Source organism: Saccharophagus degradans 2-40, assembly GCF_000013665.1.
GTDB lineage: Bacteria > Pseudomonadota > Gammaproteobacteria > Pseudomonadales > Cellvibrionaceae > Saccharophagus > Saccharophagus degradans.
In genome coordinates this window covers 4305081-4319031 of record NC_007912.1, presented here as the reverse complement: position 1 = coordinate 4319031, position 13951 = coordinate 4305081, and the positions used below count along the sequence as shown (strand labels likewise).

The window sequence follows — 13951 nt, the reverse complement described above, 5'->3', positions numbered from 1 at the left end:
GGCTTTTTTATACCCGTTAAGCTAGCGCCGGCTAGTTTTTTATCTTGTGCCATACTTAAAGCCAGTGTTTGTTTAACTTGGTTAATAGGATGGTGTGAATGACCGCCCGCTCCGTTGGTTATATGCTGCTTGCTGGGCTGGGTTACTGGCTTCTCGGTGCCGCCGCTGGCTTTTTTACAATTCCCCCTGGTTACGCCAGCCCGATTTGGCCAGCCGCAGGTTGGGCGGTAATTTGCTGTATTCGCTTTGGTTGGCCAGCACTTCTGGGCGTTTTCTTCGCATCCTTTTACCTCAATATTCAATTCTCTAATGCTTCGCTGTTACAGCCCTCGATTGCTTGGGTTGTCGCAGGGTTTATCGCGCTTGGAGCGGTGTGTCAGGCGGGGCTTGCGTCCTACTGCGCTAAGCGGTTTGCACTCTCGGCACACGGCGACGCGATAACGGTTAACCCTGTTAAGCTAGCCTTGGTCATAGGCCCCCTGGCTAGTTTGATGTCCCCTACTGTTGGTATTTCTACATTGGTATCGTTCGATATCGTCCCCGTACAATCGGCGAGCTTAAATTGGTTGCACTGGTGGATAGGTGATGCGATAGGGGCAATGGCCTTTGCCCCATTTATATCGTTAATGAGTATGGCGGACCATTGGTCTGCCCCGCGTAGGGTCCTGGTGTTTTTGGGTTTCTACGTATTATTAATTGCGCTGGTTAGTCTCACCTTTGTGCAATCGCGTACCGCTGAAGAGCAACGAATTGAAAATGTTTTTAACGAGCAAGTGGAAACGGCGCATCAGTCGATACTTAAACAGTTGCAGGCCATCACTTTTGCTGGGCGCAGTATTGCATCGCTATTTGAAACTTTTCCCGCGGTGGAATACACGCAGTTTAATCATTACGCTCAAGGTGTGTACGAGTATATTCCCGGCTCTCAAGGTATTGGCTGGGTACCGGTAGTGGCCGACGCAAGCCGTCATACTTTTGAGCAGGCCATGGCGCAAGCTTTAGGCGAGCGCTTTGAGTTCAAGGAGCTTTATCAAGGTTCGATGGTGTCGGCGAGTACTAGAGAGCGCTATTACCCTGTGTATTATATTTTCCCCTTCGAGCCAAACCGGCGCGCTGCGGGGTTTGATTTAGGTTCAAATTCTGAAAGGTTGATAGCTATTCAGCAGTTAATAAGCTCGCGCGCAGAGGTAATCACGGCGCCAATTACTTTGGTACAAGAAACCGGTAATCAGCGAGCGTTTTTGTTATTTACCCCCATAGAAAGTAACAACAAAATTTCAAGTTTTGTATCGAGCGTTTACAGGGCAGAAGATTTACTACTTGCTGGTGTACCGGAAAGTGTAATTGATACAGTTGGTATTGTGATCACTGATGTAACGGCCAATGATGACCCGCAAGCCCTCTACGGGGGTGAGACTGGCAAGGTGATCTATGAGGTGGTGCGCAGTGTTGATTTTGGTCAGCGCACTTGGCAAATACGCTATAGCATAGGCGAGAATTATGTAGCCCAGCATCAAACGTCAACCGTGTGGTTTGTATTAATTATCGGCTTTATCGTGGTTATAGTATTTGGCTTGTTTATTTTACAAATACTAAACAGTCACTCGCTAATCAAGCACGAAGTAAGGGTGAAAACCTTAGCGCTCGAAGAAGCGCTACAGGTAGCCAAAGATGCAAATAGCGTTAAAACCAATTTTCTAGCGTGCATGTCACATGAATTGCGCACTCCGCTTAATTCAATTATTGGCTTTAGTGTTCGCTGTTTAAAAATACTTTCGCCAAGCCACGATCAAAAACTAATAACGGCAATTACTGTTATTGAGCGCAATGGGCAACACTTATTGGGTTTGATTAATGATGTGTTAGATCTCGCGAAAGTTGAAGCGGGCAAGATGACAATAACCAAGGCCCCAATTGATATTGCCGCAACAATGGATGAGGTTGTAACTACGCTCCAGCCATTGGTGGACGATAAACCCATAGAGATAAAAGTTAAAACACCGCCACTAAACACAATTCTTGCCGACCAACAAAGGTTTAAGCAAATATTTATCAATTTGGGGGCGAATGCCATTAATTTTACACGTGAAGGCAGAGTACAAATTGACTACGCATTAGAAACAACTAAAGGTAAGCAAGCCTTGCGCATAAACGTGAGAGACACAGGTATTGGTATAGCTAAAGAACACGTAGCTAAAGTGTTTCAGCGCTTTGAGCAGGTGGGAGAGCAGTTTCAGCCTGGCAGCTTGGGGTCTGGATTGGGTTTAGCCCTAGTTCACGAATTTGTTACCTTGCACGGAGGCCGTATTAAAGTGACAAGTGAGGTAGGCAGGGGCTCGGTTTTTAGTGTTTGGCTGCCAATAGATACCGAGGCAGAGCAGTAAATAGCGACCCGAAATTAACGGGTCGCGTATTAAGTGTGTAATAAGCCCGTTATAAATTAACGGCAGGTATATGGTCTTTAATGCCGCGTTTCATTTGCGCCATTATTAAACGGTAACAAATATACAAAACCAGCGACGAGCCAATAATCCACAGGCTTGCACTGAGAGGGGCCGAAACCAATAAGCTTAAGTGCCATAGGTTAGAGGCTAGCCAGTAAGAAAGTAACAGGCTCCACACTACCGAGAACCCCAGCCATACTTGCCCAGCTTCTTTTTGCATTACACCTATGGTTGCCACGCATGGCGCATACAACAAAATAAACACTAAATAGCAGAAAGCGCCCCATGCAGAGGGGAATAGATTTTTCATCGCCTGGTAGCTACCTGGCTGCTCGCTGGCTATGTCTTCCTGTGCTGAGCTAATACCTAGTGGATCGGTTAGCGCGCCGGCAAGGCCTGTTAAATTGTTCCATACCGCTGCAAATGCGCTAAGGGTATCGGCTAACACATCTGGGGCTTCAATTTTATCGCCTTCGGCAATTACTTCGGGTGGCGTGTAAAGCGTATCTAGCGTGCCTACCACCACTTCTTTAGCAAACAGACCGGTAAATAAGCCCACCGTTGCTGGCCAGTTATTCTCACCTACGCCCATTGGGGTAAACATGGGGGTAAGTACTTTACCTGTGGCCGACAGCATGGACTTTTCGGTGTCTTGGTTGCCCCAGCTGCCATCGGTACCCATAGATGAAAATACGTTAAGAATAAGCACTACCGCCAAAATACGTTTACCTGCTCGCCAAATAAAAGAGTAGAGGCGGTGCCAGGTTTGGGTAAGTACGTTGCGAATAAGTGGGCGGTGGTAAGCGGGCATTTCGGCGATGTTTGCGCCCACCATGCCGCCAAATAGTTTGCGGCGCAGAATCCAAGCGGACAATACGGCAACGCCAATGCCTAGCAGGTAGAGGGCAAAAATGGCGTTTTGCGCTTGGCTTGGGAAAAAAGCCGTACCAACAAACACATATACCGACAGCCGCGCCCCGCAGGACATAAACGGCGCAATAAAAATAGTAGTAAGACGCGCGCTAGCCTGACCCAGTGCACGCGATGCCATCACCGCAGGCACATTACAGCCAAAGCCGATAATAAGGGGGATAAACGCTTGGCCGGGCAAGCCAATTTTGGCCATAAGGCGGTCGATAACAAAGGCAGCGCGCGATAGGTAGCCCGAATCTTCTAGGGCCGACATACACAAATACAGGCAGCCAATAACGGGTATAAACGTACCAACAAGTTGAATGCCGCCGCCAATACCGTCGGCGAGTACAGCTTGCAGCCACTCTGGCGCGCCTAGGGCGGCTGTGGCCCAGCGGGTGCCGTCGACAAACACGCTGCCTAAAATAATGTCGAAGAAGTCGATAAATACAGCGCCTAAATTTACCGCGATGGTAAATAGCATGTACATAACGAACAAGAAAATAGGTAGGGCGTAAATGGGGTGTAGCAGCCAGCGGTCTATTTTTTCTGTGCGGCTTTGCTTGCCTGTTTCGCGGTAAACTTTTTTACCTAGCTCGGCGATATCGAAGTCTAAGCGCCCTGCGGGGTAGGAAATAAGTAATTCATCGATAAGGGTTTTTAATTTATCTACCCCTTCGCCGGTAGAACTTACTACGCCGGCTACAGGCAACCCGGTCTCGCGGCGTAGGCAGTCTAAATCTACATGAATACCCTCTGCTTCGGCGCTATCGAGCATATTTACTACCAGCACCACAGGTTTACCGGTGGCGATAATATCTGGCAGTAACGACAGCTGGCGCGCAAGGCGGGTAGCGTCGAGCACAACCATTACCAATGCAGGGCTATTCGATTGCACGTAAGTGTGTGCAACACGGGCTTCTATGCCTTGAATGTCGTCGTGCAGAGAATAAATGCCGGGTAAGTCGACAACCTGCACGCTGTTACCGCTGGGTAGCGGTAGCCTGCCATCTTTGCGTTCGACGGTAACACCTGGCCAGTTACCAGTGCGTTGACGGGTGCCGGTGAGGCGATTGAAGAGCGTGGTTTTGCCGCAGTTTGGGCTACCTATTAAGGCGATTTCTTTCACTGTGATTATTACTATACAAGCGTAATGTTAATTTGCGCGGCTTCGTCGGCGCGAATGGCGTAAAGCGTGCCAGCACATTTAATTTGCATTGGGCCATTACCGCGTGAGCGCCGCAAAACCTGAACCGAAGCACCGGGGGTAAGCCCAAGGGTGCCACACTGACGAACAAGGGCGTTGTTCACGGTGTCGAGCGTGTGAATTGTGCCAGATTGGCCTTCGGAGAGTTGGTTTAGGGTCATAATTCAATACAGCCATCAAATAATGCAAATGTGCGGGTGGCCTGCGCGTAGTGTAAAGCGGGGGCCGACTTTTGATTGGTCATGATGCCTTAATTTTAGTCGGAACTCAATTAATAACAATTCGCATTAACGATATATTTACGCTTGCGGCGTGTGCTGAAGGGTTATTGAAATATAAATGTGACAGTAGGCGTCAATGCCATATTGCAGGGCATTGACGGGGAGTGCTAAGGCAAAGGGGGGGATGCTGCTTATTGCTTACAGGCTGTGTATTTGCGAATCGTGCGCAGCGCCATTATGGCGGCTTAGCCATTGATTTATCCGCTGGTTAATGCTCGCTCTGTCTAGGCCGGCGGCTTGTAAAAGCTGGCTGCGTTTGCCGTGGTCTAAGTACTCGTCGGGTAGGCCCAGTGGCAATACTGGGGTGCTAATGCCTTCGGCGGCCAGAAGCTCCATTACGCCTGCACCCGCACCGCCGGCGACGGCGTTTTCTTCGAGGGTTACTAGGTAATCGTATTGCTCTGCCATGTTTAGCAGTAGGTCTTTATCTAGCGGTTTGGCCCAGCGCATATCGCATACGCCGTAATTATTAGCTTCTGCAACGGCTATGGCGTCGGGTAGTAACACACCAAAATTAATAAAACACACGGTTTTGCCTTGGCGCAGCTCGCGACCTTTGCCTATGGGCCAGTGCTGGTTTTCTAATTCGATGACGGCGCCGGGGCCTGTGCCGCGCGGGTAGCGTACGGCGGCTGCACCTGGGTGGTGGTAAGCGCTAAACAGCAATTGGCGACATTCGTTTTCGTCGCTAGGCGTGGCAATAATTATTTTGGGTATGCAGCGCAAAAAGCTTATATCGAATGCGCCCGCATGTGTTGGGCCGTCTTCACCTACTAGGCCGGCGCGGTCGATGGCAAAGGTAACATCGAGGTTTTGCAATGCTACGTCGTGCACCAGTTGATCGTACGCGCGCTGTAAAAAGGTGGAATATATGGCTACAACAGGTTTGAATTTTTCACATGCTAAGCCTGCGGCTAGGGTTACGGCGTGTTGTTCGGCAATGGCGACATCGTGAAAGCGGTCGGGGAAGCGCTCGGCAAATTCTACCATGCCGCTGCCATCGCACATTGCTGGTGTAATACCTAATACGAAGGGGTCGACTTCTGCGAGATCGCATAACCAGTCGCCAAATACGGTTTGGTATTTGGGCTTTTTAATTGTGCTAGCTGCGGGGGCTTCAGCGCCGCCGCTGGCGCTAATGGGGGTGATGCTGGCTTTAGGCTCTATTTTATTGAGTGCGTGGTAGCCAACAGGGTCTTTTTCGGCGGGGGTAAAACCCTTGCCCTTTTGAGTAATGATGTGCAGCAGCTTGGGGCCGGGGATGGCGAGCATATTGCGAATATCGTGTACCAAGCGCTCTAAGTCGTGGCCGTCGATGGGGCCCACATAGTAAAACCCCAATTCTTCGAATAGGGTACCCGGGGATACCATGCCTTTCATGTGCTCTTCGGTTTTTCGAGCGAGTTCCCAAGCCTGTGGAATTTTGGTAAGTACGCGCTTACTACCCTCGCGCAAGGCGCAGTATGTTTTACTTGCCCAAATTTTAGAGAAGTAATTGGCCAGCCCGCCCACATTTTTAGAGATCGACATATTGTTGTCGTTCAATATCACCATCATATTGGTGTCGGCGTGCGCGGCGTGGTTTAGCGCTTCGAAGGCCATGCCTGCGGTCATGGAGCCGTCGCCTATTACCGCCACTGTTTGTTGCTGGTTGTCGGTCATTTCGGCGGCGAGTGCCATGCCTAGGGCTGCGCTTATCGACGTACTTGAATGGCCAACGCCAAAGGTATCGAACTCGCTTTCGCTGCGCTTGGGGAAACCCGATAGGCCGTCTAGTTGGCGAATGCTGGACATTTGCTCGCGGCGGCCGGTAAGAATTTTATGGGGGTAAGTTTGGTGGCCTACATCCCATACTAGCCTGTCATCTGGGGTGTTTAACACATAGTGCAAAGCGACGGTTAGCTCTACAACCCCTAAACCTGCGCCGAAATGGCCGCCGGTTTGACCTACGGTATACAGCAAATATTCACGCAGTTCTTTGGCTAGCTGGGGGAGTTGCTTTTCGCTTAATTCACGCAGGCGTGCTGGGGTGTCTACGACATCCAGAAGAGGGGTATTCGGGCGCTGCGTCGGAATTTGGTCAAACATTAACAGATTACACGTATTGCAGGTTTGTGCCCAAAGTAATTATTTAGGCGATAACCCGCAATTGTATTGTTAGCGCTAGCCTTTTGAAAGGTTTAATTGGCAGTGGTTTTGTCAGATGGGATATAAGACGAGGTACAGGTGGTGTAATTGGGGAGGAAACCGCTCGCGCGCCGGTGCACGCGAGCGGTTTGATAGGCGGTGTTAGCCTGTGTTACGCATACCTGCAGAAATACCGGCCATGGTTACTTTAAGCGCTTGCTCAAGCTCTGGGCTTATTTCGCCCGCGCTGCGCTCACGCTTAAGTAGCTCTGCTTGTAAGTAGTTGAGCGGGTCGATATAGGGCTTACGCACATTGATGGACTGCTGCAACATGGGGTCGTCTTCTAGCAGGGCTGGCTGATTCTTAATTTCTTTAATCAGCTGGGCCAAGGCCACAAGATCGCCGCGCAAGAATTCACCCAAATCACGGTACTCTTCATCCACTAGCTGGCGTTCGTAGTGGCCGCAAATAGCACTGTCGGCTTTACCTAGTACCATTTCTAGCAGGTCGATAAAGCTGGAGAAAAATGGCCATTCGGTCAGCATTTCTTGCAGCAGGTCGGGCTGCTCTTTAAGTGCATGTTGCAATGCCTGATGGGCGCCGAGCCAGCCGGGTAGGTTGAGGCGCACTTGCGTCCAGGCAAATACCCATGGGATTGCGCGCAAGCTTTCCACGCCGCCGGTGGCTTTGCGTTTGGCGGGGCGCGAACCCAATGCCAGTTTATTTAGCTCTTGCTCAGGGGTTAAGCTGCGGAAGTAAGGCACAAAGTGCTTGTGGCCGCGCACGATGGAGCGGTAGCCCTCCAAACTTGCATCAGACATGTCTTCAATAAGTGCACGCCACTGCTCTTTGGGTGCTGGGTTTGGCGTTACCGTGGCCTTGATTGTAGCGCAGGCGTAATTGCTTAAGCTGCGGAAGGCAACGCGCGGTAAGCCAAACTTGTAGCGAATCATCTCGCCCTGCTCGGTTACGCGAATGCGGCCAGCGACAGAACCCGGTGGCTGCGAAGCCATGGCTTTTTCTACTGGGCCGCCGCCGCGACCCACTGTGCCGCCTCGTCCGTGGAACAGTACTAGGTTAATTTCGTACTGGTTGGCTAGGTCTACGAGTTTTTCTTGGCACTTGTATTGAGCCCAAGTGGCAGAGAACTTACCGGCGTCTTTGGCTGAGTCTGAGTAGCCAATCATTACGGTTTGGTGGCCTTGGGTGTAGCGCTGGTACCAGTGCATTTGCCAAAGTGTGTTCATTACCGATGCGCCGTTTTCGAGGTCGCTAAGGGTTTCGAACAGGGGCACAATGGGCATATCCCAGGTTACACCAGATTCTTTAAGTAGCAATGCTACCGAAAGTACATCCGACGCTTGGCGGGCCATAGATATTACATAGTGTGACAAGGTTTCCTGCGGTTGGCGCGCAATAGCTTTGCAGGTAGCCAGCACTTCGGCTGAATCGTCGGACACAGGCCAGTTAGCAGGAAGTAGTGGACGCTTGCTATTTAACTGCTCTAGCAAGAACGCTTGTCGCTTCTCTTCATCCCACTCGCGATAGCTGCCCATTTCTAGGTAGTTAGTGAGCTCGTCTAGTACTTGCACATGGCGGTCGCTGTCTTGGCGAATATCGAGTGGGGCAAGGCTAATGCCGAAGGCGTAGATACGGCGCAAGGTGTCGCTAATAGGGCCGTTGGCAATGTGCTCGAAGCCAGATTCAATTAGCGAGCTGTGAATATCTAACAGTGGCTTGAGCAAGTCGTCGCGGTGATGAATTGCGTTTTCTGGCTCGGGAAGGTTCTCGCCGGCTAGCGTGCGCTCGGTCCAGTCTAGGGTAACTTCCAAACGCTTGCGCAGGGCGTGTAAGCGCTCGCGGTATGGGGTTGGACTGGCGCCGTTGGGTAGGTTGGCAAGCAGTTCGTCGCTTGCTTCGTGCATACTTAAATCGCCGCCTAGCTCGTATAAATCCTGCAGGTATAAATCTGCGGCTTTCCAGCGGCCCAGCATAATCACTTCTTCTGTTACCTTATGGGTAACATTGGGGTTGCCGTCGCGATCGCCGCCCATCCACGAGTAAAACTTAAACGGTTGGAGGTCGAGGGGTAATGCCTGCCCCAAACGGCGGCGGCTTAAACGGTCGAAATGGCGAATAAAGTCTGGCACGGCGTGCCATAAGCTATTTTCGATTACCGCAAAACCCCATTTAGCTTCGTCGACAGCCGTTGGGCGTTCGTCGCGAATTTCGTTGGTGTTCCACACTTCTTCCACTAAGCGGTGCAGGCGACCTTGCAGTTTATTTGACTCATAGGTGAGCAAGTCACCGCGGGTGAGGTCCGAAAGGGTGCGTGCAATTTTTTCGTATTTGCGAATAAGTGTGCGACGGGTAACTTCTGTGGGGTGCGCAGTAAGTACTAAGTCTATGCGCAGTGTGCTCATTAGGTCGTAGAGCTGGTCTTTGCCCACATCACTGCTTAATTTGGTAAGCAGTGTATCTAGGCCGTCGTTATCCTGAGCGTCGGCACTGGAGAAGTATTCTAAATCAGCAATGTTCGCCAGGTTCAAAAACTGGTTGAACGCGCGCACAATGGGCAGGATGTCCTTATCTTCAAGCTGGCTAAGTAAGTCTACCAACTGGCTCGCGTCGCTGGCGGTGCCTTTGTTTAAGGATTTCGCCAAAGCGCGAATTTCTTCTACCTTCCTAAACAGTGCGGGGCCTTCGTGCTCAAGCAGTGTCTCGCCAAGTAGGTCGCCTAGTATGCGAACGTTCTCACGTAATCTTTCTGGTAGTTTTCCCATCTGAAGAGTAATCCTCGATACTTGATATAAGGGGGAGCAATTGTAGTGCAAGTGCAGCAAAAGGTGAAATGCCTCGCATTTGCACTACTAAGTGTAAGTGGGGTTGTAAGTAGGTGGCTTAGCGATAGATACGCAAAAGCTAAGCCAAGCTTGTATTAAAACTGCTGCTCTGGGCCAGGGAATACACCGGATTTAACGTCTGCTGCGTACTTTTGCAGTGCGCCGGGTATATCTTTGGCTTCTAGTAGGAAGTTTTTAGAAAATTTGGGCGGGAACTCGGTAAGCCCAAGAATATCGTTGATTACCAGTACCTGTGCGTCTGTGCCAATACCAGCGCCAATACCTATGGTGGGGATGCTAAGCGCTTGAGTCACTCTTGCACCCAGTTCCGCAGGTATACATTCCAATACCAGTAAGTCTGCACCCGCTTCTTCTAGCGCGAGGGCATCGGCGATTATTTGTTCGCCTTGCTCTTCGGAGCGCCCCTGCACGCGGAAGCCGCCAAATTTATTTACCGATTGCGGGGTAAGGCCAAGGTGGGCGCAAACGGGAATGCCGCGCTCGGACAGCATACGTACCGAATCGACCAGCCAAGCGCCGCCTTCCATTTTTACCATATGCGCGCCCGCCTGCATGACGCGGGTGGCGTTAATCATGGTTTGCTCTACCGTGGCATAGGTCATAAATGGCAGGTCGCCAATAATAAGTGAGCGGCTGTTACCACGTGCTACCGCTTCTATGTGGTAGATCATTTGTTCCATGGTGACGGGCACGGTGCTGTCGTAACCTAGTACCGTCATACCTAGGCTATCGCCAATTAGTACAACTTCTACGCCGCACTTTTGTGCCATGGCTGCCATTGGCGCATCGTATAGCGCAACGGTGATGAATTTTTCTTTGTCCGCTTTCATTTTGCGCAGCGTGTTGACGGTGACTTTTTTCTCGAGTGGAGTAGCTGTGTACACCATAGGTTGTTACTCCTTATTCAACCCCAGGGATGATGGGTTGTGGATTGTAGTAATGTCGGCCGTTTTTAATGCTTAACATGTACTCTACTAAGTGGGTGTAATCGTTGGGGTTGTTTACCCAGTCTATATCTGCAGCGTTAACAATTAATAACGGCGCATCTTCGTAGTAGTGGAAAAAACGTGTGTAAGCTTCGTTGAGTTGGTGCAAGTATTCTGGGCTTATGGCTTGCTCGTTTTGAATGCCACGCTTTTTAATTCGCTCGACAAGTACATCCTCTGGCGCCTGTAAGTAAACCACTAAATCGGGTTTGGGCGCGTTGATGGTCATGTGGTTGTACACTTGGTCGTACAGGCGCATGGCTTCTTCGTCGAGGGTAACCTCGGCGAACAGGCGATCTTTATCGATTAAAAAATCTGCAACGCGCACAGGCTGAAAAATATCATCCTGCTTTAAATCGTTTATTTGTTGTACTCGCTGGAATAAAAAAAACAGCTGAGTGGGCAAGGCAGAGTTGTGTTCGTTGGCATAAAAGCGCGGTAAAAACGGGTTTTCTTCCGCTCGCTCTAAAAGGGTGTCGTAATTAAATGTTTGCGCAAGTTGTTTTGCCAGTGTGGTTTTGCCCACACCTATAGGGCCTTCCACAGCAATAAAACGCGGTAGCGTTTGGTTGGAAAGGTCTACTTGCCAAGCTTTTGCATCACTCACTTTTTATGGTCTCTCGGATTAATTTGTGCGGTTTAGTCGGCGGCTAATGTTCAGGTGCAGCAATTATATTGCGCTTTTAGTTAGCTTGCGCAAGCCTGCTTCGCCAAGATTCAACTTTAATTGCGTTAATGTTGTTCCATTTGGCAGCGTTAAATTAGGGGCTATATCTGCTAAGGGGTATACAACAAAATTGCGCTCACACATATACGCGTGCGGTACGGTGAGGCGATCGGTATTAATTTGCTGGTCGCCATAGAGCAAAATATCTAAATCTAGTGTGCGCGGCCCCCAGTGAATTTTTCGCTCGCGCCCGTGTGCCAATTCTATAGCTTGCAGCGTATCGAGCAGTGCTTCGGGCTCGAGTGTGGTGGTAATTTTGACCGCGCCGTTAATGTAGTCAGGCTGCTCTGGCCCCACCGCCACGCTTTGGTACCAAGGCGAAATGGCTTCAAGCGTGATACCTTCACTATGGCGAATAGCTTTGCAGGCTTCGGTGAGCTGTTGCATAGGCGAGGCGAGATTGCTGCCCAAGCCTATATACGCAGTATTAGGCGTGGGCGCTTGCGATGCTATTTTGTTCATTAGCTTTGCGCGGGTTTTTTGCTGCGTCGTTTGCGCGGGTTGCGGCGGCGCGGCGGTGCAATTTGCGCAATCATCGCCTCGCGCTCTTCTTCCGGTGCGAATTGGAATTTTGTCCACCAATCCCCTAGGCCTTCAACATTCTCGCCAGCTTCCTCACGCAATAATAAAAAGTCGTAACCTGCACGAAAACGCTGGTGCTCGAGGGTGGCGTAGGCTTTGCCGCGATCTCTGCGGGGCAAGCGTAATTGCAGCTGCCAAATGTCACGCATTGGAATTAGAAAGCGTTTAGGAATAGCCGTGCAAGCCAACTGCTGGCTAATAATGCCTTGGCTGGCCTGGAGCATGGCTTCTTGCGGCGACATTTTTTGGTCTTGAATAAGTGGGCGCATGCTGGCTTGCAGTGGCGACCACAAAAACGCGGCGTAAATAAACGCAGGTGTAATACGCTTGCCCTGACGAATGCGTTTATCGGTATTGATTGTTGCTTGCTCGACTAGTCTGCGATCGAAATCTGTACCGTGATCTAAACAGTGGTTGGTTGCAGGAAATAGGTATTTAAACAGGTCGTAGTCACGCAGTTTGTTTAGCGTAGCGGTGGCTTGGCCAGACATAAACAGCTTAAGCACTTCTTCGAACAAGCGTGCAGAAGGTATGTGGGCTAGGTAGTCGGCGTGCTCGCGAATGGGTTTTTCGGTTACCGGGTCTATGTTGAAGCCCAGCTTGCCGGCAAAGCGCGCGGCGCGCAGTAAACGCACGGGGTCTTCTTTGTAGCGTTCTTCTGGGTCGCCAATAATGCGAATTGTACGGTTTTTAAGGTCTTTTAGGCCGCCGCAAAAGTCGAGTACTTCGCCGTTAATTGGGTTGTAATACAGGGCGTTAATGGTGAAATCGCGGCGCATAGCGTCGGATTTGATATCGCCATAAACATTGTCGCGTAGTAAGACGCCAGTATCGGACTGGCTGGCGTCGCGGCTAGAGCGCGCATCGGTATGGGACCCGCGAAAGGTAGTTACCTCAATGATTTCGCGGCCAAAGCGTACGTGAACTATGCGAAAGCGCTTGCCAATTATGCGGGCGTTGCGAAATACCTTTCTAACTTGTTCGGGGGTAGCGCTGGTGGCTACGTCGAAATCTTTGGGGTCGGCATCGAGCAGTAAGTCGCGAACGCCGCCACCCACAAGGTAGGCCTCGTAGCCTGCGCGTTGCAATTGCTCGATAGTTTTATATGAAGCATGGCTTATGTCGTGCGAATCGATACCGTGATCTTGCTCTGCAATCGTTTGGCTCGCGGCGGCGGAGGGCTCGAACAGCTTGAACAGCTTTTTCAGCATAGTGCGTTAAGGTCTATTGTGGGTGTTAGTGAAATTTGGCCAAGTCTACCACACTCATTGGGCGGCCTATACTTTGGTTTGGTTTACGGGGATTTGCAAGGGGGGAAAACTAAAACGGGAAAGACATGCTTTCCCGCCAAATATATTTTTATTGTTTGTTGTCAGTTCTATTTTTGTTGTCAGTAGGACACATCCATGTCCGATAAAATGCTTTTCAGCAAGCCCTCTCCAAAGGTACGCAAAGTCAGTTTTATACGCTTTCTCTTATTATTATTTCTTGTTGTTATTATATTTTCTTACTTACTTTTATTATTGTTTATTGTTGTTATTAGTTATGTGTACTTTTTTTATTATTGTTTGTTGTTGTTATGATGGTCTTAGTAAGTGCACGGGGCGTGCCAACAATGGAAATGCTTTTTAAAACAATGGGTTACAAAGGATGGCGATTTTTTTATTAGATTTAGCTATTTAGAATCGTTACTTTCTGTGTCGGGAGTTGTTACGAAGTTTGGGAAGGGGTAACAAGTTTTCGTTTGGTAACAAATCTGTGTCGAGGGGTATCAAAAACCTTAATTAATACTAAAGTGTGGCATCTAAAATTGCAATAGT

General features: G+C 49.9%; 9 protein-coding genes. 1 reads left to right on the top strand and 8 read right to left on the bottom strand.

The genetic code is table 11. The features are described 5' to 3' along the window. Positions 1-98: 98 nt before the first annotated feature. On the top strand, positions 99-2384 hold the full coding sequence (locus SDE_RS17700) for a CHASE domain-containing protein (protein ID WP_011469855.1): 2286 nt from the start codon (positions 99-101) through the stop codon (positions 2382-2384). Positions 2385-2433: 49 nt separating this feature from the next. On the opposite strand, the gene feoB is transcribed toward SDE_RS17700, so the two are convergent. The 8 genes from feoB to pcnB form a co-directional block, all read right to left on the bottom strand. Then, positions 2434-4485 (bottom strand): ferrous iron transport protein B, encoded by a 2052-nt coding sequence (gene feoB / locus SDE_RS17695; protein ID WP_011469854.1) that lies wholly within the window; start codon positions 4483-4485, stop codon positions 2434-2436. A gap of 11 nt (positions 4486-4496) precedes the next feature. Continuing rightward, positions 4497-4724 carry a FeoA family protein gene (locus SDE_RS17690; RefSeq protein ID WP_011469853.1) on the bottom strand — a complete coding sequence of 76 codons (228 nt, stop codon included), beginning with the start codon at positions 4722-4724 and terminating at the stop codon, positions 4497-4499. Positions 4725-4982: 258 nt separating this feature from the next. Beyond that, complete coding sequence (gene dxs / locus SDE_RS17685; protein ID WP_011469852.1) at positions 4983-6932, bottom strand: 1-deoxy-D-xylulose-5-phosphate synthase; 1950 nt, start codon at positions 6930-6932, stop codon at positions 4983-4985. A 201-nt stretch (positions 6933-7133) separates the two neighbouring features. Beyond that, positions 7134-9755, bottom strand: coding sequence for a phosphoenolpyruvate carboxylase (gene ppc, locus SDE_RS17680; RefSeq protein WP_011469851.1), 2622 nt, complete (start codon positions 9753-9755; stop codon positions 7134-7136). 155 nt (positions 9756-9910) lie between these two features. Then, positions 9911-10723, bottom strand: a complete 813-nt coding sequence (gene panB, locus SDE_RS17675; RefSeq protein WP_011469850.1) for a 3-methyl-2-oxobutanoate hydroxymethyltransferase — start codon at positions 10721-10723, stop codon at positions 9911-9913. Positions 10724-10736: 13 nt separating this feature from the next. Further along, the gene (locus SDE_RS17670; protein ID WP_011469849.1) at positions 10737-11429 is read right to left on the bottom strand and encodes a deoxynucleoside kinase; all 693 of its coding nucleotides are present in this window, start codon (positions 11427-11429) and stop codon (positions 10737-10739) included. 63 nt (positions 11430-11492) lie between these two features. Then, complete coding sequence (gene folK / locus SDE_RS17665) at positions 11493-12011, bottom strand: 2-amino-4-hydroxy-6-hydroxymethyldihydropteridine diphosphokinase (protein ID WP_011469848.1); 519 nt, start codon at positions 12009-12011, stop codon at positions 11493-11495. Then, positions 12011-13342, bottom strand: a complete 1332-nt coding sequence (gene pcnB / locus SDE_RS17660) for a polynucleotide adenylyltransferase PcnB (RefSeq protein ID WP_011469847.1) — start codon at positions 13340-13342, stop codon at positions 12011-12013. Before pcnB ends, folK begins: the two co-directional genes overlap by 1 nt. Positions 13343-13951 lie beyond the last annotated feature (609 nt).

Excerpts from the sequence above, each read along its gene's own strand:
- SDE_RS17700 (WP_011469855.1), top strand. The coding sequence starts at position 99 with ATGACCGCCCGCTCCGTTGGTTATATGCTGCTTGCTGGGCTGGGTTAC.
- SDE_RS17690 (WP_011469853.1), bottom strand. The coding sequence starts at position 4,724 with ATGACCCTAAACCAACTCTCCGAAGGCCAATCTGGCACAATTCACACG.
- dxs (WP_011469852.1), bottom strand. The coding sequence starts at position 6,932 with ATGTTTGACCAAATTCCGACGCAGCGCCCGAATACCCCTCTTCTGGAT.
- ppc (WP_011469851.1), bottom strand. The coding sequence starts at position 9,755 with ATGGGAAAACTACCAGAAAGATTACGTGAGAACGTTCGCATACTAGGC.
- panB (WP_011469850.1), bottom strand. The coding sequence starts at position 10,723 with ATGGTGTACACAGCTACTCCACTCGAGAAAAAAGTCACCGTCAACACG.
- folK (WP_011469848.1), bottom strand. The coding sequence starts at position 12,011 with ATGAACAAAATAGCATCGCAAGCGCCCACGCCTAATACTGCGTATATA.
- pcnB (WP_011469847.1), bottom strand. The coding sequence starts at position 13,342 with ATGCTGAAAAAGCTGTTCAAGCTGTTCGAGCCCTCCGCCGCCGCGAGC.